The 18362-nt window shown below is 72.7% G+C and carries 15 protein-coding genes; 10 read left to right on the top strand and 5 right to left on the bottom strand.

Features of this window, described 5'->3' with window-relative positions; genetic code table 11:
* The first annotated feature begins 58 nt into the window (after positions 1-58).
* The 4 genes from ACYBSK_RS33585 to ACYBSK_RS33570 all read left to right on the top strand — a co-directional run bounded on the left by ACYBSK_RS33585 (position 59) and on the right by ACYBSK_RS33570 (position 7041).
* Positions 59-1666, top strand: coding sequence for a serine/threonine-protein kinase (locus ACYBSK_RS33585; RefSeq protein ID WP_460244362.1), 1608 nt, complete (start codon positions 59-61; stop codon positions 1664-1666).
* A 78-nt stretch (positions 1667-1744) separates the two neighbouring features.
* Entirely contained in the window at positions 1745-3409 is a 1665-nt protein-coding gene (locus ACYBSK_RS33580) for a serine/threonine-protein kinase (RefSeq protein ID WP_460244361.1), read from the top strand.
* Between the two features lie 132 nt (positions 3410-3541).
* Positions 3542-5170: a succinic semialdehyde dehydrogenase gene (locus tag ACYBSK_RS33575; protein WP_460244360.1), complete on the top strand. Its 1629-nt coding sequence runs from the start codon at positions 3542-3544 to the stop codon at positions 5168-5170.
* A gap of 83 nt (positions 5171-5253) precedes the next feature.
* Complete coding sequence (locus ACYBSK_RS33570) at positions 5254-7041, top strand: GMC family oxidoreductase N-terminal domain-containing protein (protein ID WP_460244359.1); 1788 nt, start codon at positions 5254-5256, stop codon at positions 7039-7041.
* Positions 7042-7420: 379 nt separating this feature from the next.
* On the opposite strand, the gene ACYBSK_RS33565 is transcribed toward ACYBSK_RS33570, so the two are convergent.
* The gene (locus ACYBSK_RS33565) at positions 7421-7693 is read right to left on the bottom strand and encodes a chorismate mutase (protein WP_457481034.1); all 273 of its coding nucleotides are present in this window, start codon (positions 7691-7693) and stop codon (positions 7421-7423) included.
* A gap of 325 nt (positions 7694-8018) precedes the next feature.
* On the opposite strand from ACYBSK_RS33565, the gene guaA reads away from it, so the two are divergent.
* Positions 8019-9599 (top strand): glutamine-hydrolyzing GMP synthase, encoded by a 1581-nt coding sequence (gene guaA, locus ACYBSK_RS33560; protein ID WP_460244358.1) that lies wholly within the window; start codon positions 8019-8021, stop codon positions 9597-9599.
* Between the two features lie 49 nt (positions 9600-9648).
* Here the strand turns inward: guaA and ACYBSK_RS33555 are convergent, their stop codons facing one another.
* Positions 9649-10137, bottom strand: a complete 489-nt coding sequence (locus ACYBSK_RS33555) for a pyridoxamine 5'-phosphate oxidase family protein (RefSeq protein ID WP_460244357.1) — start codon at positions 10135-10137, stop codon at positions 9649-9651.
* Positions 10138-10255: 118 nt separating this feature from the next.
* On the opposite strand from ACYBSK_RS33555, the gene ACYBSK_RS33550 reads away from it, so the two are divergent.
* Complete coding sequence (locus ACYBSK_RS33550) at positions 10256-11047, top strand: class II aldolase/adducin family protein (protein WP_457481031.1); 792 nt, start codon at positions 10256-10258, stop codon at positions 11045-11047.
* A gap of 9 nt (positions 11048-11056) precedes the next feature.
* Here ACYBSK_RS33550 and ACYBSK_RS33545 read toward each other — a convergent pair whose 3' ends face one another.
* Positions 11057-11917: a DUF4429 domain-containing protein gene (locus tag ACYBSK_RS33545; RefSeq protein ID WP_460244356.1), complete on the bottom strand. Its 861-nt coding sequence runs from the start codon at positions 11915-11917 to the stop codon at positions 11057-11059.
* A gap of 152 nt (positions 11918-12069) precedes the next feature.
* Between ACYBSK_RS33545 and ACYBSK_RS33540 the strand changes: the two genes are divergently transcribed.
* Both ACYBSK_RS33540 and ACYBSK_RS33535 read left to right on the top strand, forming a co-directional pair.
* Positions 12070-13341 carry a hypothetical protein gene (locus tag ACYBSK_RS33540; protein WP_457481029.1) on the top strand — a complete coding sequence of 424 codons (1272 nt, stop codon included), beginning with the start codon at positions 12070-12072 and terminating at the stop codon, positions 13339-13341.
* Positions 13342-13432: 91 nt separating this feature from the next.
* The gene (locus ACYBSK_RS33535; RefSeq protein ID WP_460244355.1) at positions 13433-13954 is read left to right on the top strand and encodes a DoxX family protein; all 522 of its coding nucleotides are present in this window, start codon (positions 13433-13435) and stop codon (positions 13952-13954) included.
* 409 nt (positions 13955-14363) lie between these two features.
* Here ACYBSK_RS33535 and ACYBSK_RS33530 read toward each other — a convergent pair whose 3' ends face one another.
* On the bottom strand, positions 14364-15662 hold the full coding sequence (locus ACYBSK_RS33530; protein ID WP_460244354.1) for a PspC domain-containing protein: 1299 nt from the start codon (positions 15660-15662) through the stop codon (positions 14364-14366).
* A 159-nt stretch (positions 15663-15821) separates the two neighbouring features.
* On the opposite strand from ACYBSK_RS33530, the gene ACYBSK_RS33525 reads away from it, so the two are divergent.
* A complete protein-coding gene (locus tag ACYBSK_RS33525; protein ID WP_457481025.1) occupies positions 15822-17120 on the top strand; it encodes an ATP-binding protein in 1299 nt (432 codons plus the stop codon).
* Positions 17117-17800 (top strand): LuxR C-terminal-related transcriptional regulator, encoded by a 684-nt coding sequence (locus ACYBSK_RS33520; protein ID WP_457481024.1) that lies wholly within the window; start codon positions 17117-17119, stop codon positions 17798-17800. Before ACYBSK_RS33525 ends, ACYBSK_RS33520 begins: the two co-directional genes overlap by 4 nt.
* Positions 17801-17820: 20 nt before the next feature.
* Here ACYBSK_RS33520 and ACYBSK_RS33515 read toward each other — a convergent pair whose 3' ends face one another.
* Entirely contained in the window at positions 17821-18339 is a 519-nt protein-coding gene (locus ACYBSK_RS33515) for a cupin domain-containing protein (protein ID WP_460244353.1), read from the bottom strand.
* Positions 18340-18362 lie beyond the last annotated feature (23 nt).

The raw sequence follows: 18362 nt of genomic DNA, 5'->3' as shown, positions 1-18362 counted from the left end.
TATCCCCTGGCCGGAACGGTGCAGTTCCCGTGAACAGGCGTGCGGCATGATGGGGCGCATGGGGACCGAGGGGGACAACGCCCGTGTGATCGCCGGGCGTTACCGGCTGGAGGCCAGGATCGGGCGCGGCGGCATGGGCGTCGTCTGGCGGGCCTCCGACACGCTGCTCGGACGCCAGGTCGCCGTCAAGGAACTCGCCGTCGACGAAACCCTCTCGGACGCCGAGGCCGCCCAGCAGCGCGAGCGGATGCTGCGCGAGGCGCGCGCGGTGGCCCAGCTCCAGCACCCGAACGTCATCGTCGTGCACGACGTGGTGCTGTACGAGGGGCACCCGTACATCGTCATGGACCTGGTGAACGGCGACTCGCTCGCCGACCGCATCGCCAGGGAGGGGCCCGTCGAGCCGCTGGAGGCCGCGCGGATCGGGCTCGCGCTGCTCGGCGCGCTGCGCGTCGCCCACGCCGCCGGTGTGCTGCACCGGGACCTCAAGCCCGCGAACGTACTCCTGGAGGCCACCGGCCGGATCGTCCTCACCGACTTCGGGATCGCGCAGGTCGAGGGGGCCACGACGCTCACCGAGTCCGGCGGGTTCGTCGGCTCGCCGGAGTACACGGCGCCGGAGCGGATGTCGGGGGAGCGGGCCGGGGCCGGGGCGGACCTGTGGTCGCTGGGGGCGCTGCTGTGCGCGGCCGTGAGCGGTGAATCCCCGTTCCGCCGCGACTCGTTGGGCGGCATCCTGCACGCCGTGGTCTACGAGGAGATAACACCGCCCGCGGAGGCCGAGCCGCTGCTCCCGGTCATCCGCGGCCTCCTCGAACGCGAGCCCGAGCGGCGGATGGACCTGGACGAGTCCGAGCGGCTGCTGCGCGCCTACATCGCCACCGGGGCGACGCCGCAGCCCGCGCTGCCCCTCCCGCTCGTCCCGCGGGTGCTCTACTCCCCGACGCAGGTCAACGTGGTCACCCCGCGGCGCAGACGGGTCGTCTCGACGCGGGCGCTGCTGGTCGCGGCGGCGCTGGTGGCCGCCGTCGCGGGGGCCGGGATCGCCACCGCGGTGCTGCTGGCGGGCAACGGCGGCGGGACGCCCGCCCCGCCGCCGACGACCACGGTCTCCGCCCCGTCGCGCACGCCGTCGCCGTCCGCGTCCGGCTCCCCCTCCGGTTCCCCGACGCCGACCGTCACCGTGACCCGGCAGGAGACCCGGACGCCGGGCGCCAAGGTCCCGCAGGGGTACCGCACGGTCTCGGACCCCGGGGGGTTCCGGCTCGCCGTGCCCGACGGGTTCACCCGCTCCGTGGACGGGCCCCGCATCTTCTACATGTCGCCGGGCGGCACCTACCGCATCGGCGTCAAGGTCGCGGGCACCGGCAGCGGCGGCCCCGGCGACGTGCAGCGCCGCTCCGACGCCGAGGGGCCGGAGAACAACCCCGGCTACCGCGACGCCAAGGTCACCGACACCTCGCACAACGGGCACGACGCCGCGCTGTGGGAGTTCACCTGGAACGGGTTCAGCTCCGCCGAGGGCGCCCGCCGCACCGTCGACCTGTGCTGGGAGGAGGGCGGCCGGCTGTACGACGTGTGGGTGTCGGCGCCGGTCGGCCAGACCGCGCGGGCGCGCGCCCACTTCGACGCCGCCGTCGACACCTTCGCGGTGTCCCGCCGGTAGCCGCGGTCTCGCATCAGGGCGGTCACAACTCCGTGACCCCAGTGGAACCAGGCGTATCCCCACGGTAGTGATGGACCCATGAGTGACAACGGGGGATCCGCACGCGGCCCGAACGAGCCCACGAGCTTCAGCCTGCAACCGCCGCGGCAGCAGCCGCACGCGCCGCACCCCGGCAACCCGTACGCCCAGCCCGCGCCCCCGCCGCACCACCGCCCCACGCAGGTCGTGCCCGAGCAGCAGGACCCGGGCGCGGGGCGGCTCGTGGCCGGGCGCTACCGGCTGCTGAGCAAGCTGGGCCACGGCGGCATGGGCACGGTGTGGCGGGCGAAGGACGAGACGGTGGACCGCGAGGTCGCGGTGAAGGAGCCGCGCCTGCCGGACCACCTGCCGGAGCGGGAGCGGGCCAACGCCTTCGAGCGGATGCGCCGCGAGGCCCGCGCCGCCGCCCGCCTCGACCACCCGGCGGTCGTCAACGTGCACGACGTCGCCGTCGAGGACGGGCAGCCGTGGATCGTCATGGAGTTCGTGCAGGGCCGCTCGCTCGGCGCCGCCCTCCAGGAGGGCACGCTCGGCGTCCGGGAGGCCGCCCGCATCGGCCTCGACGTGCTCGGCGCCCTGGAGGCCGCGCACGCCGCCGGGATCCTGCACCGCGACGTGAAGCCCGACAACGTGCTGCTGGGCCGCCACGACCGCGTGATCCTCACCGACTTCGGCATCGCCCAGATCGAGGGCGAGACGAATCTGACCGACACCGGCGGCTTCGTCGGCTCGCCCGAGTACATCGCCCCCGAGCGGGTCCTCGGCCAGCGGCCGGGCCCCGCCTCCGACCTGTGGTCGCTCGGCGTCGTGCTGTACGCGGCGAGCGAGGGCGTCTCCCCGTTCCGCCGCAGCAACACGCCCGCGACGCTCCAGTCCGTGCTCAACGCGACGCCGGCCGTGCCCTCCGCCGCCCAGGGCCCGCTGGCCGACGCCATCAACGGGCTGCTCCAGAAGGACCCGGCGCGCCGGCCCAACGCCGCGCAGACGCGCGCCCTGCTGGAGAAGGCCGCCGAGCCGCCCGCGCAGGCGCCCACGCAGGTGGTGCGGATCGGCTCGGCGCAGGGCGGCGTGCGCCTCGGCCGCAAGGCGCTCCTCGGGATCGGCGCGGGCGTGGTCGTGGCGGCCGTCGCGGCGTACGTGGTGCTCGCGAAGCCGTTCGCCGGGCCGCTGCCGGACGGCTGGAAGGAGTTCCGGGCGGGGGCGCCGCTGGACGCCACGGTCGCGCTGCCGGCGTCGTACGTCCCGATCCCGGACGAGGACGACCCGTCGGTGATGACGTACGCGGACCCGAGCGGCGCGATCACCGTGAACCTGGCGCGCTGGGACCACGAGGAAGAGGTGTCCGACATCGCGAGCACGGCCGACGCCGAGGCGTCCAAGGACTCCGAGGACATCAAGGGCGGCACGTTCAGCGGTGCCGGGGTGTCGATGTCGAGCGACACCGAGAGCACCAGCCGGACGGACCCCAACGTCACGTACCAGGACCGCGACGCCGCGCTGAACACGATCACGTACGGCGTGCGGAGCATCGGCACGGACTTCGACAAGGACGTGCCGCGCGAGGCGAAGGCGCTCTACTACAAGACGAAGGCCGGCGACATGTACCGGCTGTGGATCGACTATCCGGGCAAGGGCGACTTCACCGAGCACGGCCGCCAGGTCGCCGAGGACGCGATCGCGGGTCTCGGGATCAAAACGCTCTGAAGTCAAGGACGTTGGCGGCAAAGCCCTGATCAGCGGCTTTGCTGCCAGCGATCACTGGCGCGGTGTGTGCAGTCGGTGAAACCTGTTACCGACCGGTACCCAAAGAGCGCGCCCCGGCATACGCTCGCCGGTATGACGCAGTCCCAGGCCACCCCCGAGCACCAAGCAGAGCAGCTCCGCACGAACCCCGTCGCGGCCGCCCCCGAGGGCGCGCGCACGGTCTCCGACGTGGTGACGCCCGACCTGATCGCGCGGCTCACCCGGGACGTCGTCGGTTCGGGGCGGACGGCGAACCACACGCCGTTCACCGGCGAGAAGCTCGCCGACCTGCCGGAGTCGACGCCCGAGGACGTGGCGAGGGCCTTCGAGCGGGCCCGCGAGGCCCAGGAGGTCTGGGCCCGGACGCCGGTCCGCAAGCGGGCCGCCGTGCTGCTGCGCTTCCACGACCTGGTGCTGGCCCGCCAGGCCGAGGTGCTCGACCTGATCCAGCTGGAGACCGGCAAGGCCCGGCTGCACGCGCACGAGGAGGTGCAGGCCGTCGCGGTGGCCTCGCGCCACTACGGCCGCAAGGCCCCCGCGTACCTGCGGCCGAAGGGGCACACGGGCGCCGTCCCGACGCTGACCAAGGTGACGGAGCTGCGTCAGCCGCGCGGTGTCGTCGGCCAGATCGCGCCGTGGAACTACCCGCTCGAACTCTCCGTCGGTGACGCGCTCCCCGCCTTCGTCGCGGGCAACGCCGTCGTCATGAAGCCCGACACGGAGACCTGTCTGACCGCGCTGTGGGCGCGCGACCTGCTGATCGAGGCGGGCCTGCCGTCCGAGGTCTTCCAGGTCGTCCTCGGTGAAGGCCCGGTCGTGGGGCCCGAGTTGGTCAAGCACGCCGACTACGTCTCGTTCACCGGCTCCACCCGCACCGGCCGCGAGGTCGCGCAGGGCGCCGCCGCCCGGCTCGTCGGCGTCTCCCTCGAACTCGGCGGCAAGAACGCCATGCTGGTCCTTGAGGACGCCGACGTGGAGAAGGCCGCGGCGGGCGCCGTCCGCGCCTGCTTCTCCTCCGCGGGCCAACTGTGCATCTCCATCGAGCGGTTGTACGTCCACGAGTCGATCGCCGACCAGTTCGTGGCCCGGTTCGCCGCGCGCACCAAGGCGATGCGGCTCGGCCGCTCCCTCGCGTACGGCGCGGAGATGGGATCGCTCGTCGGGCAGCGGCAGTTGGAGACGGTGACGCGGCACGTCGACGAGGCCGTCGCCAAGGGCGCCACGGTCGTCGCGGGCGGCGTCGCGCGCCCCGACATCGGCCCGTACTTCTTCGAGCCGACGATCCTGGAGAACGTCGAGGCCCCGATGGCGGTCTGCGGCGAGGAGACCTTCGGCCCGGTCGTCTCCGTCTACCGCTTCAGCGACGAGGACGAGGCGATCGCCCTCGCCAACTCCACGGCGTACGGCCTGAATTCCTCGGTCTGGACGAAGAGCGCGAAGCGCGGTCACGAGGCCGCGGCGCGGCTGCGCACCGGCACCGTGAACATCAACGAGGGCTACGCCCCCGCGTACGGCAGCGTGCAGTCGCCCATGGGCGGGATGAAGGACTCCGGCCTCGGCCGCCGCCACGGCTCCGAGGGCATCCTCAAGTACACCGAGGCGCAGACGGTGGCGCACCAGCGCGTGATGCCGATGGCGCCGTCGTTCGGCATGGACGACGAGCGCTACGCGGCGTTCATGACGCTGAGCCTCGGCCTGATGAAGAAGTTCCGGCTGAAGTAGCCGACGTCGCGGGGCGCTGCCCCGGACCCCGCTCCTCAATCGCCGGAGGGGCTGATCAGATACGCACTCACGGAGGGCCATCAATGACGATGGGCGACAACAGCCCCGCGTACGACTACGACGTCCTGGTCGTCGGCTCCGGCTTCGGCGGCAGCGTCTCCGCCCTGCGGCTGTCCGAGAAGGGCTACAAGGTCGGGGTCCTGGAGGCGGGCCGCCGGTTCACCCCGGAGACGCTGCCCAAGAACTCCTGGGACCTGAAGAACTACCTGTGGGCCCCCAAGCTCGGCATGTACGGAATCCAGCGCATCCATCTGCTCGGAAATGTCATGGTCCTGGCAGGTGCCGGTGTCGGCGGCGGTTCGCTGAACTACGCCAACACCCTGTACGTACCGCCGGCGCAGTTCTTCGAGGACCCGCAGTGGGCGCACATCACGGACTGGCAGGAGGAGCTGAAGCCGTACTACGACCAGGCGCGGCGGATGCTCGGCGTGCGGCTCAACCCGACGATGACCCCCGCCGACGTGCACCTGAAGGCGGCCGCCCAGTCGATGGGTATCGGCGACACCTTCCACCTGGCGCCGGTCGGCGTCTTCTTCGGTGACGGCGAGGACGCCGACGGTTCGGCGAAGGCACGGCCCGGCGGCCGGGTCGAGGACCCGTACTTCGGTGGCGCGGGCCCCGCCCGCAAGGCCTGCACCGAGTGCGGCGAGTGCATGACGGGCTGCCGTCACGGCGCGAAGAACACCCTCAACGAGAACTACCTGTACCTCGCCGAACAGGCGGGCGCCGTCGTCCACCCGATGACCTCGGTCGTCTCGGTGACCGACGACTCGCGCGGCGGCTACGCGGTCACGACGCTGCCCACGGACGACAAGAAGGCGAAGGGGCGCATCTTCACCGCACCGAAGGTGATCGTCGCGGCGGGCACGTACGGCACGCAGACCCTGCTGCACCGGATGAAGGCGGGCGGCCAGTTGCCGCGCCTGTCCGACCGGCTGGGCGAGCTGACCCGGACCAACTCCGAGGCCCTGGTCGGCGCGCAGACCACCGACCGCCGCTACAAGAAGAGGCACGGCATCGCGAAGGCCGACTTCACCAAGGGCGTCGCGATCACGTCGTCGATCCACCCCGACGCCAACACCCACATCGAGCCGGTCCGCTACGGCAAGGGCTCGAACTCGATGGGCGGCCTGTCGATCCTCCAGGTCCCGTACGTGGAGGGCTCCTCGCGGGTCGCGGCCTGGCTGGCGAACGCGGTCAAGCACCCCACCCAACTGGCCCGATCGATCTCCAACCGCCGCTGGTCGGAGAAGACCATCATCGGCCTCGTCATGCAGTCCCTCGACAACTCGCTGACCACGTATCTGAAGCCGGACGGCGTCGGCAAGGGCCTGCTCACCGCGCGGCAGGGCCACGGCGCCCCCAACCCCAAGCAGATCAAGGCGGCGAGCGAGGGGGCGTCGGCGATCGCGGCCGAGATCAACGGCTTCGCGGGCTCCAACGTCGGCGAGCTGATGGGCACCCCGCTGACCGCCCACTTCCTCGGCGGCTGCCCCATCGGCGACAGCGCCGAGACCGGCGTCATCGACCCGTACCACCGGGTCTACGGCCACCCCGGCATCTCGGTCGTCGACGGCGCCGCCGTCACCGCCAACCTCGGCGTGAACCCGTCCCTGACGATCACGGCGCAGGCCGAGCGCGCGATGTCGTACTGGCCGAACAAGGGCGAGGAGGACACCCGGCCCGAGAGCGGCACCGGCTACCGGCGGCTCGCGGCCGTCGAGCCGAAGAACCCGGCGGTCCCGTCGGAGGCCTTCGGCGCGCTGCGGCTGCCGCTGCTCGACGTACCGGCGGTGCCGCCGAAGAAGTAGCGCGTCCCATGACACAGGCCGAGGGCCCCGCAGGTCGGTCTGCGGGGCCCTCGGCCATGAGCCATGGGACGGGTGAGAAGGAGGCGGGAAGGGTGGGACGTCCTGCCCGAAGGGGGAGGCCGGCCGGCCCCGGGCGTCCCCGAGGCCGACCGTTCTCTTGTGCGACCGGGCTGCTGTCCCCTGCCGTCCGGTCACTTGTACTGGAGCGAGGTCCCACGACGTACGGCGTGACCGTGACGTCTCAACACTCCAGCGGAGCCACGCGTGGTTCGGTTGGCCCGCCCCTGGCTGGCACGGACACCGGGACCAACGAAGCGTGTGCCAACGGGTCACGCGCCGTACGGGTGAGGACAGAACCGAACTGAGGTGCCCCCTGCGGTCAGACCCGGCCCCGGGACAGCTCCAGCAGCGTCATCGCGAGCTCGGTTCCGGGCCGGCCGAGGGCGTCCCGGTAGCGGCCGAGCACCTCGTTCTCGCGCGACAGGTGCACACGCCGCCCGCCGGAGGCGATGCGCGCCTCCTGCACGACGGCGGAGACGGCCATCCGTTCCTGGACGAGGCCGATGATCCGGTCGTCGAGCGCGTCGATGCGCTCGCGCGCACCGGCGATGACGTCGGCGGTGGTCGCGGTGGCGGTTTCGGTGGTGGTCATGCGGGTCTCCTCGGTGTGGGTCCCCGGAACCCCGGACCGGCACGACCCGGAAAACGCCAGACGCCCCGGGCCTTGTCGGCCCGGGGCGCCTGGGAGGTGGCTTGTCAGTGACTCAAGCAACACGACCATGGCACCCGGCGGGCCGGCTGCCATAGGTAAAGACGAAGGTCGTGAGCGAGAACATGACGGCGAGTATAGCCACACCAAGCCCCTGCGGCGATTGAGGAGCGGGGTCCGGGGCGGAGCCCCGTGACGCCGACCACAGGTGACGCACCCGGTAGAATCGGCCACACGACCCCACCGCTACGCCGCCGGAAGGCAACCCGTGTCATCAGCGACCTCCGCTGCCGCCACCCCCGACACCGTCCTGGTCGTCGACTTCGGTGCGCAGTACGCCCAGCTCATCGCCCGCCGCGTCCGTGAGGCCCGGGTCTACAGCGAGATCGTCCCGTCGACCATGCCGGTCGACGAGATGCTCGCCAAGAACCCGGCGGCGATCATCCTCTCCGGCGGCCCCTCGTCGGTCTACGCGGAGGGCGCCCCGAGCCTGGACCGGGCGATCTTCGACGCCGGCGTCCCCGTCTTCGGCATGTGCTACGGCTTCCAGCTGATGGCCACGGCCCTCGGCGGCGCCGTCGACGACAACGGCGCCCGCGAGTACGGCCGCACCCCGCTCAGCGTCTCGAAGGCCGACTCGACCCTCTTCGAGGGCACCCCGGCCGAGCAGCCCGTGTGGATGTCGCACGGCGACGCCTGCTCCGCGGCGCCCGAGGGCTTCACCGTCACCGCGTCCACGGACGTCGTACCGGTCGCCGCCTTCGAGAACGACGAGAAGAAGCTGTACGGGGTCCAGTACCACCCCGAGGTCATGCACTCGACGCACGGCCAGCAGGTCCTGGAGCACTTCCTGTACCGCGGCGCCGGTCTGAAGCCGGACTGGACGACCGGCAGCGTCATCGAGGAGCAGGTCGCCTCGATCCGCGCCCAGGTCGGCGACAAGCGCGCCATCTGCGGGCTGTCCGGCGGCGTGGACTCCGCGGTCGCCGCGGCCCTCGTCCAGAAGGCCATCGGTTCGCAGCTGACCTGCGTGTACGTCGACCACGGTCTGATGCGCAAGGGCGAGACCGAGCAGGTCGAGAAGGACTTCGTCGCCGCGACCGGCGCGAACCTCAAGGTCGTCGACGCCTCCGAGCGGTTCCTGAACGCGCTCGCCGGGGTCTCGGACCCCGAGGAGAAGCGGAAGATCATCGGCCGCGAGTTCATCCGCGTCTTCGAGCAGGCCCAGCTGGAGATCCTCCAGGAGGACGGCCCCGAGGTCGCGTTCCTCGTGCAGGGCACCCTCTACCCGGACGTCGTCGAGTCCGGCGGCGGCACCGGCACCGCGAACATCAAGTCGCACCACAACGTGGGCGGCCTGCCCGACGACATCGAGTTCGAGCTCGTCGAGCCGCTGCGCAAGCTGTTCAAGGACGAGGTCCGGATGGTCGGCGCCGAGCTGGGCCTGCCCGAGGAGATCGTCCAGCGCCAGCCGTTCCCCGGCCCCGGCCTCGGCATCCGGATCGTCGGCGAGGTCACCAAGGACCGCCTGGACCTGCTCCGCGAGGCCGACGCCATCGCCCGCGAGGAGCTGACCGCGGCCGGTCTCGACCGTGAGATCTGGCAGTGCCCGGTCGTGCTGCTCGCGGACGTCCGCTCCGTCGGCGTCCAGGGCGACGGCCGCACCTACGGCCACCCGGTCGTGCTGCGCCCCGTCTCCTCCGAGGACGCCATGACGGCGGACTGGACGCGGATGCCGTACGACGTGCTCGCGAAGATCTCGACGCGGATCACGAACGAGGTCAAGGACGTCAACCGGGTCGTGCTCGACGTGACGTCGAAGCCGCCGGGCACCATCGAGTGGGAGTAGTCGTCCCGTGAGAGTGCCGCTCACCGCGAGGTGGGCGGCACTTTCGCGTTCAGGTCCGCTTCATCGTCCGGACCGCCTCGCCCGGCTTCCACACCCGCACCACCAGGTACGTGTCGTCCTCGACGTACGTCCGGGTGACCTCGGTCAGTTCGGTGCGGAAGAGGTGGAAGTCGTCGGGGTCGGGGACCTCGACCCGGTCGGTGTAGCGGGCGACGGTCGCCGGGTCCTCGACGAGGTGGGCGCGGCCGCTGATCCGGACGTCGCCCCCGCCCATGGTCATGCCCTCGCCCGGATTGGCCTGCACCGCGAACCGCGGGTCGCGCAGCAGATCGCGGGCCTTGAGCGAGCCGGGCATCATGCCGAGCCACAACTCCCCGTTCAGGAACCGCACTTCGAGGCCGCTGGTGCGGGGCGAGCCGTCCGCGCGCAGGGTCGCGAGGACGTGGTGGATGTGCTGCCCGAACCGCTCCTCGACCGTCTTGGCGAGGTCCGGTTCGGCTTCGGTGAAGGTGGCCCACGTAGCCGCGTTCGACGTCATGGAGCGAGTCTCGCGCGGAATCCCGACGTCCTGTGTCCGGTTTCCCCGGGCGGTTCGCCGCATTCTCTTCACACATCGGGCCTGTCGCCTTGCGGGCCGTGAAGGTACCTTCCGCACCATGTCGACGCAGATCCCCGCCCCGATACCGGCCGACCAGCTCCAGTTCGCGATGCCGCCCGTGCACGAGAGCCACGCCGACGAGCGCAGGCACCGCAAGGAGCGGCTGGCGGGCGCCCTGCGGATCTTCGGGCGGCTCGGGTACGAGGAGGGAGTCTCCGGGCACATCACCGCCCGCGACCCGGAGTACGACGACTGCTACTGGGTCAATCCGTTCGGCCTGCCCTTCCGGCACATCACGGTCGGCGACCTCGTCCTCGCCAACGGGGACGGGCAGGTGCTCGACGGCCGGTACCACGTCAACCAGGCCGCCTTCACCACGCACGTCGCCGTGCACCGGGCGCGCCCCGAGGTGGTGTCGGTGGCGCACTGCCACTCGACGTACGGGCGGGCCGTGGCCGCGCTCGGCGAGCTGGTCGAGCCGATCACGCAGGAGGCCTGCGCGTTCTACGAGGACCACGCGCTGCTCGACGAGTACACGGGTGTCGGCGTGGACCCGGAGGAGAGCAAGCGGATCGCCGTCGCCCTCGGCTCGTACAAGGCGCTGGTGCTGCGCAACCACGGGCTGCTCACGGTGGGCGACTCGGTGGACGCGGCGGCGTGGTGGTTCATCGCCCTGGAGCGGGCCTGCGAGGTGCAGCTGGCGGCGCGCTCGGCGGGGCGGCCGGTGCTGATCGACCGGCGGCAGGCGGTGGCGACGCGCGAGCAGACCGGCACGGATCTCGTGGGCTGGATCAACTACCAGAGCCTGTGGCAGGACATCACGCGCAGCGAGCCGGATCTGCTCGCCTGACACGGGAGTTCAGCGGAAGTCGCGCAGCACCACCCGCTTCGTCCTCGCGAACTCCTCTTCCGTCAGCACCTCCTGGCGGTGCAGCTCGCCCAACTCCCGCAGCCGCCGCAGCAGTACGTCGTGGTCGGTGCGCCGCGGCGGCAGCGGGGGCGTGCCGCGGGGCGCGAAGGGATGCGGGAGGCGGGCCGTGACCGCCGCCGCGACGAGCGCGGTCAGCAGGTCCTTGCGGGCGTTGCCCCACAGATCGAGGGCGTACGGGTCCTTCTCCGGCGGCAGCTTGGAGTACGGGGTGCCCTTGGGGACGAAGCGCAGCACCCCGTCCTCGTAACCGGAGTTGGGTACCCACTCCACCTCGTCGAGGTCGTCGAGCGCGATCAGGCGCGGGCCCGTGGCGCGCTTCACGCGGTCCGAGGTCTCGCTCCAGTCGATGCGTACGCGGCTGCCGTCGAAGGAGACGAGGCCGTCGCTGGAGCGCACCGAGACGGGGACGGCCGGGCCCGGGACGAGGTAGGACTCGGCGGGCCCCGACGGCAGTTGTTCGAGCAGCAGGGCCTGGCGGATCTCCTCCGCGACGTACTCGGCGATCCCCGAGCGGTCCGTGTCGACGGTGAGCCGGTACGGGTCGGCGGCCTCCGGGAGGCGGCCGCCGGTGGCCTGGAGGAGCGGATCCGCGGCGTCGCGCAGGGTGAGCCGGAGGCGGCCGCGTCTGCGCTCGGGCTCGTAGGCGACGCCGGCGACGGCCGCGATCGGCACGTCGATCTCGCCGTAGGTCTGCCGCAGCAGGGCCACCGAACGGTGCAGACCTGGGGTGATGCGGACCGTGGTCCCGTCGAAGGCCCAGGTTCCGTCACGCTGGATGATCTCGGCCATACGGAAATTCTCGCAGCGCCGTCAACACTCCGGTCAATGCGGGCGAAAGTCATTCACCCTTCAGGGGTGGGCCTGCGCGTCGACGCGCCCCCGGCGTACGGCACAATTCCCCCTCTGGACACGGAAGTTGACTGAGGGTGGGGGCGGCAGAGGTGGCGGTGCAGGAAGCGCGGGGCGACCGTACGGCGCACGAGGGCGGGTGCACCTGCGGGGACTGTCCGCGGGGCGCACGCGAGGGGCATCGCAGGGCCGTCGCGCGGTTCGCGGCGAAGCGGGACGAGCTGGCGGCGGGGCACGGGCTGCCCGCCGCCGTCGCGCACTCGGTGGGGGCGTCCCGGCAGTGGATCTCCGACGAACTCACCCAGTCCGCACGGGCGATGGCCGACCGCGGCCGCGAGGAGGGCGCGGCCTGGTTCGCGGGCCTGTGGCCGCGCACGCTGGGCGTGGTGTGGGGCGGCGTCTGCGCCCTGCTGCTCGTGCAGGCGCTCACCGCGATCGGCACCGGCTGGACCCCCGCCCGCACGGCGGGACTCGTGGCCGCGGCCGTCGTCGGCGCGCTGCTCACCCTGGCCGGACACCTGCACCGGGCGCGCGGCGGGGTCCTCGCGCCGGTGATCGGCGAGGACAACCGGCTGTCGACGTCCCGCGCGGTGGCGAGCGGCGTGATCCTGCTGACCCTGTACGCGATCCTCGTCCTCGCCGGTGAACTGGCGCTCGCCGCCGGGCCCGCGCGCCGCGACGCGCTCATCGACGGACTCGAACTCGCCCGTGGCGCGGGCCTGTTGACCGTCCTCGCGGTGGTCTGCGCGGTGGCCGTGCTGGTGCGGCGGGTGGTGGGGGTGCGCGTCGGCGCGCAGCGGCTCCAGAAGCTGCGGGCGCCGCGGCCGCGCGCCGCCGACCTGCTCACCGACGACTCCGGACGCGGCAGCTTCACCGACATCCAGTACGTCGCCGTGTCCGCGGCCGCCGTCGTCTGGGCCGCCGTCCGCCTCGCCCGCCGCCCCGACCAGCTGCCCGACCTGCCGTGGGGCCTCGCCGTCCTGGTGGTGGTGTCCGCGGCGACGTACCTCACCGGCAAGTACGCCGAGGGCGGGCGGCCGCTGATCCTGTCCGTGGTGCGGGCGCGGGAGGCCGGTGACCTGGACGCGCCGATCCGCACCGGTGACGACATCGAGATCCGCGGCGCCGGGTTCGTACCGCCCGGCGCGGGCGGGGCCGACCAGCTCGCGCGGGTCGCCGTGCGGATCGGCCCGGTCCACGTCCACGTACCGCTCGTGCCGGTCCCCGGCGGCTTCACCAACCCCGCCGACGCGCTGCTCACGGTGCCGGTGCCGGTCGACGTGGAGCCCGGCCGGGTCGAGGTGCAGGTGATCACGGCGGCGGGCGTCGAGACGAACCGGTGCGGGATCGACGTCGTCGACTGAGGCGGCCGAACGGCCCCGGCGGTGAGCCGCGGCGGGCTCTCGTACGTATGGTCGGGTAAAGACACCAGGCGCGAGAGGCGGCGGAGCGGCTATGGCGCACGGCATGCGATCCGACCTGACCACGAACTACGGCCCGCCACGCGGCGACTGGCGGGACACCGCGCAGCGGTACGCGCTCCTGCCGCTGCGGGTGTTCCTCGGCGTCACGTTCGTCTACGCCGCGTTCGACAAGCTCACCGACAGCGCGTTCTTCAAGGCCAGTGGCGGCGGGTCGATCGGCGACCAGATGCGCGGGGTGCGGGACACGTCCGCGTTCCCGGAACTCGTCGACCTCGCCCTGAAGTCGCCGCCGGGCTTCGGCTACGCGATCGCCTTCGGCGAGCTGGCGGTGGGCATCGGAACGCTGCTCGGGGTGCTGGCGCGGCTGGCGGCGGTCGGCGGCGCGTTGATCTCCCTGAGCCTGTGGCTGACGGTGAGCTGGGCGGTGGAGCCGTACTACCTCGGCAACGACCTGGCGTATCTGATGGCGTGGCTGCCGTTGGTGCTGGGTGGGGCGGGGGTGTGGTCGGTGGATGCGTGGTGGCGGCGCCGGGCGGCGTCCGCCGGTTATTAGGCGCCACATCAAGCCCCGGCTGCGTTTTTTTCAAGCCCCTGCGGTGGTCGACCCCTTCAAGCCCCTGCGGCGATTGAGCAGCGGGGTCCGGGGCGGAGCCCCGCGGCGTCGGCCACGGAGCCGCCTGCTCAATCGCCGCAGGGGCTTGAAAGTGCGCCGGCTAGGGCTTGACAGCTCCGGTCATGGGGTCCTTTGGAGCCTCTCCGGCGATTGAGGAGCGGGGTCCGGGGCGGAGCCCCGGGAAACCAGGTGGTGGATCGTGCCGGCGGCAGCCGCGAGGCAGAGGCCGCCGCAGACGAGGGGGATACCCACGAACCACGGCGCCTCCCACGCACCCCCCGCGTCACCGAGGTAGACGACCGCCACCGCCACCAGCACCAGCCCCGCCACCAACCGCCCCGGACGGAATTCACCGCGCACGGTCCACCTCCACCTGTCCGAGCCCGACTTCCACGTGCAACTCGATCTCCCCGGAGCCCTTCCCGCGGTCCGGCGCCAGCGTCACGGTCTGCCGCTGGTCCGGACGTACGTCCACGTCGCGCGACGGGTCACCGGGGAGGCGGATGTCACCGACGCCCACCTCCGCGTCGAGCCGCACCGTCGCGTCCTCGGGCACCACGATCCGCGCCTTGCCCGCCCCGATCTCGACATGCGTGGCGAGGGTCTCGTCCTTGGCCACGGACACCCGGGAGAGGTCGAGCGTGCCGATGCCCGACCCCAGTTCGTACTGCGGCCGCACGTCCGCGGCCCGCGCCGGGGACCAGTCCGTGCGCGCCCACTGCGTGCTGATGTTCGCGGGCAGCGCGGCGGACGCCGTGAGCAGCCCCGCCGTGACGACCGCGAGGAGGGTCGAGCCGACGCCGGTGCGGCCCCGGAAGGCACTCACCGCGATGCCGAGGCCGAACACGGCGAGCGCGCAGGCCAGCCCGGTCTGGAGGCTGTCCCCGAGCGTGCGCTCGTCCCACGTCACGCCCGTGCCGATGCCGCCCGCGAGCAGCGCGCCGAGGAAGGTCAGGCCGCCGATGCCGCGCGGGCCGCGGGGCTGCGGGGCGTCGGCGGGCCGCGCGGCGACGGGGCCGCGCCAGGCGCCGCGCCGCGCCGCCACGCGCTCCTCGGCGCCGGGCGGGCCCCAGAGGTAGCCGGTGCCGCCGACGTGCGTGCCGTCCTTCACGATCGGGTCCCGCCACCACGAGGGGCCGCCCGCGACCGGCGGCGCCTGCGCCTCCGGCGGCGCGTCCGCGACGGCCTGCGCGGCCACCGGGTCGGGATCGGCGGCGCGCCGCGCCTGCGACCAGTAACCGGCCCCCGCGAGGAGCAGGGCGAGCACGACGGCGAAGGTGAGCGCGCCGCCGTTGTTGAGCATGGACAGGAAGACGCCGCAGCCGACGAGGGCCGTGACGATCGCGGCGAGGCCGGGGCCGTCCACCCGCCCCGTGAGGAGCTTGCGGAACTCGCTCTCGTCCTCGTCGTCGTACGGGGCGAACAGCCACGCGAAGCCGTAGAAGATCAGCCCGACGCCGCCGGTCACCGACAGCACCGACAGGCCGATGCGGAAGATCACCGGGTCCATGTCGCACTGCCGGCCGAGGCCCGCGCACACCCCGCCCAGCGTCTTGTACCGCCGGTCCCTGCGGAAGCCGCGCGAGGGCGGCGCCTCGGGCGCTTCGGGCGGCACGGTGTCCGTGGCGTGCGGGGGCTGCTCCGTCATACGTACATCGTGACGGCCGGGGCCCGCCGACGGCAGTCGGGACAACCCTGGCCGAACCCTGAGATCGTCCCTGAGGCACCCGGTCCGCCGGAAGATCAGGGAAGTATCCGGGGCCGACCCTGATGCCCGGCCCCTCTCCCGCATGTGACGATCGGTGGCATGCCGGAAGCAGCGTCCGCCCCCCTCGCCGAGAACCGGGACGACCCGCGGCCGCCGCGCAAGCTCTACCGCAGCAGCGACGGCCGCTGGCTGGGCGGAGTGGCGCGGGGCCTCGCGGGGCATCTCGGGCTGCCGGTGATCTGGGTGCGCCTGGTGTTCGTGGGCCTGTTCATGGCGGACGGGCTCGGGGCGCTGCTGTACGCGGCGTTCTGGTTCTTCGTGCCGCTCGGCGTCGGCGGCGTGGGCGCGGACCGGCCGCCGGTGCTCACCACGGAGACGTCCCCCGACGGCCGCCGCAGGCTGGTGACGCGCAGGCCGGACAAGGGCCAGATCCTCGCGCTGCTCCTGATGGTCGTCGTAGCGATGATCTTCGTCGAGAACGTGAACCTGACCGGCAATACCAAGGCGTACCTGATCCCCGCCGTCCTCGTCGCCGCCGGTGTCGCCCTCGTGTGGCGGCAGGCCGACAACGCGCGCCGGGCCCGCTGGATGGAGGTCGGCCGCCGCCGGCGCACGCTGAGCCTGGCGCGCGCGGCGTCCGGGGTGCTGCTCGTCGGCGTCGGTGTCACCGGCATCTTCGTCACGCAGGGCTCCACCGAGCACATCGGCCCGATCCTCCAGGCGGCGCTCGCCGTGCTGGTCGGCATCGCGCTCCTCGCGGGCCCCTACCTGATCCGGATGACGCAGGACCTCTCCGAGGAGCGGCTCATGCGCATCCGCGCGCAGGAGCGGGCCGAGGTCGCCGCCCATGTGCACGACTCTGTGCTGCACACGCTCACCCTGATCCAGCGCAACGCGGACAGCCCCGCCGAGGTGCGCCGCCTCGCCCGCGCCCAGGAACGCGACCTGCGCGCGTGGCTCTACAAACCGGCCGCCGCGGAGAACCCGCGGGAGCCGGAGACGGTCGCCGAGGCGGTCAAGCGGCACGCGGCCGAGGTCGAGGACAAGCACGGGGTGCCGCTGGAGGTCGTGGTGGTGGGCGACGCCCCGCTCGACGACAAGCTGTCCGCGCAGATGCAGGCCGCGAGGGAAGCGATGGTGAACGCCGCCAAGTACGGTGGCACGGGCGGCGCCGTCCAGGTGTTCGCGGAGGTGGAGGGCGACGAGGTCTTCGTCTCCGTACGGGACCGGGGGCCGGGCTTCGACCTCGACTCCATCCCCTCCGACCGGATGGGCGTACGAGAATCGATCATCGGCCGGATGGAGCGCAACGGCGGGACGGCCCGGCTGCGGGCGGTGCCGGACGGCGGAACCGAGGTCGAACTGACCATGAAGCGGGCGGAGAGGACGACGTCATGACGGAGCAGGCAGCGGAGGCCAGGCGGGTGCGGGTGGTCCTGGTCGACGACCACCGCATGTTCCGCACCGGCGTCCAGGCGGAGATCGGCCGCACCGAGGAGACCGGCGTCGAGGTGGTCGGCGAGGCCGCCGACGTCGACCAGGCCGTCACGGTGATCACGGCGACGCGCCCCGAGGTGGTCCTCCTGGACGTCCACCTCCCCGGCGGCGGAGGCGTCGAAGTGCTGCGCCGCAGCGCCCCGTTGATGGCGGACGCCGAGAACCCGGTGCGCTTCCTGGCGCTGTCGGTCTCGGACGCGGCGGAGGACGTCATCGGCGTGATCCGCGGCGGCGCCCGCGGCTACGTCACGAAGACGATCACCGGCACCGACCTCGTCGACTCGATCTTCCGCGTCCAGGAGGGCGACGCGGTGTTCTCACCGCGCCTCGCCGGCTTCGTCCTCGACGCCTTCGCCTCCACGGACGCGCCCCCGGTCGACGAGGACCTGGACCGCCTCACGCAGCGCGAACGCGAGGTGCTGCGCCTCATCGCCCGCGGCTACGCCTACAAGGAGATCGCCAAGCAGCTCTTCATCTCCGTCAAGACGGTCGAGTCGCACGTCTCGGCGGTGCTGCGCAAGCTCCAGCTCTCCAACCGCCACGAGCTGACGCGGTGGGCGACGGCGCGGCGGCTGGTCTGAGCGTCGCGCGTCCGGTCCCGTCAGGTCCGGTTGCCCGGCAGCAGCGGGGTCAACTGCTCGATGTCGTAACGGATTCGCAGTTCCGCCATGGCCTCCGGTGCCGGTCGGCCGCCCGAGGCCTCGACCAGTTCACCCATCGCCGCCAGGTACTCCTCGTGCCCGGCGGGGGCGACGAGGAACAGCAGCCGGGCCGGGGCGGGCCCCGGGTTGGCGAAGGCGTGCGGGCAGCCCGCGGGCACGTACATGGCGCTGCCGGGGCCGCCCCGCAGGGCCTTCGTGCCGTCCCGCGACTCCCACGCCTGCCAGTCGCCCCGCGTGCGCTCGCGCGGTTCGAAGGCGAGCAGGTCGAGCTCGCCGTCGAGGACGTAGAAGACCTCCTCCGCCTCCCGGTGCAGATGGGCGCCCACGTCGAAGCCCACCGCGACGTCCGCCTCGAACATCGACCAGCGGGGCGTGTGCGCCGCGCCGACCTTGAGCGTCATCCCGGCCGTCCCGATGCGCCGGCCGGCGCCGGGGGAGAGCAGAAGTCCGTCCGTCATGACGTGCAGCGTGCGGGGGAACG

The organism is Streptomyces sp. BYX5S (assembly GCF_054724165.1).
The sequence above is the reverse complement of the archived record's forward strand: the minus strand, read 5'-3'. Positions and strand labels throughout refer to the sequence as shown.

What these genes read in the sequence shown, in the direction of transcription:
- ACYBSK_RS33520 (WP_457481024.1), top strand. Translation starts at nt 17,117, where the DNA reads ATGACGGAGCAGGCAGCGGAGGCCAGGCGGGTGCGGGTGGTCCTGGTC.
- ACYBSK_RS33515 (WP_460244353.1), bottom strand. Translation starts at nt 18,339, where the DNA reads ATGACGGACGGACTTCTGCTCTCCCCCGGCGCCGGCCGGCGCATCGGG.
- ACYBSK_RS33535 (WP_460244355.1), top strand. Translation starts at nt 13,433, where the DNA reads ATGGCGCACGGCATGCGATCCGACCTGACCACGAACTACGGCCCGCCA.
- ACYBSK_RS33530 (WP_460244354.1), bottom strand. Translation starts at nt 15,662, where the DNA reads ATGACGGAGCAGCCCCCGCACGCCACGGACACCGTGCCGCCCGAAGCG.
- ACYBSK_RS33575 (WP_460244360.1), top strand. Translation starts at nt 3,542, where the DNA reads ATGACGCAGTCCCAGGCCACCCCCGAGCACCAAGCAGAGCAGCTCCGC.
- ACYBSK_RS33570 (WP_460244359.1), top strand. Translation starts at nt 5,254, where the DNA reads ATGACGATGGGCGACAACAGCCCCGCGTACGACTACGACGTCCTGGTC.
- ACYBSK_RS33585 (WP_460244362.1), top strand. Translation starts at nt 59, where the DNA reads ATGGGGACCGAGGGGGACAACGCCCGTGTGATCGCCGGGCGTTACCGG.
- ACYBSK_RS33545 (WP_460244356.1), bottom strand. Translation starts at nt 11,917, where the DNA reads ATGGCCGAGATCATCCAGCGTGACGGAACCTGGGCCTTCGACGGGACC.
- ACYBSK_RS33555 (WP_460244357.1), bottom strand. Translation starts at nt 10,137, where the DNA reads ATGACGTCGAACGCGGCTACGTGGGCCACCTTCACCGAAGCCGAACCG.
- ACYBSK_RS33565 (WP_457481034.1), bottom strand. Translation starts at nt 7,693, where the DNA reads ATGACCACCACCGAAACCGCCACCGCGACCACCGCCGACGTCATCGCC.
- ACYBSK_RS33550 (WP_457481031.1), top strand. Translation starts at nt 10,256, where the DNA reads ATGTCGACGCAGATCCCCGCCCCGATACCGGCCGACCAGCTCCAGTTC.
- ACYBSK_RS33580 (WP_460244361.1), top strand. Translation starts at nt 1,745, where the DNA reads ATGAGTGACAACGGGGGATCCGCACGCGGCCCGAACGAGCCCACGAGC.
- ACYBSK_RS33525 (WP_457481025.1), top strand. Translation starts at nt 15,822, where the DNA reads ATGCCGGAAGCAGCGTCCGCCCCCCTCGCCGAGAACCGGGACGACCCG.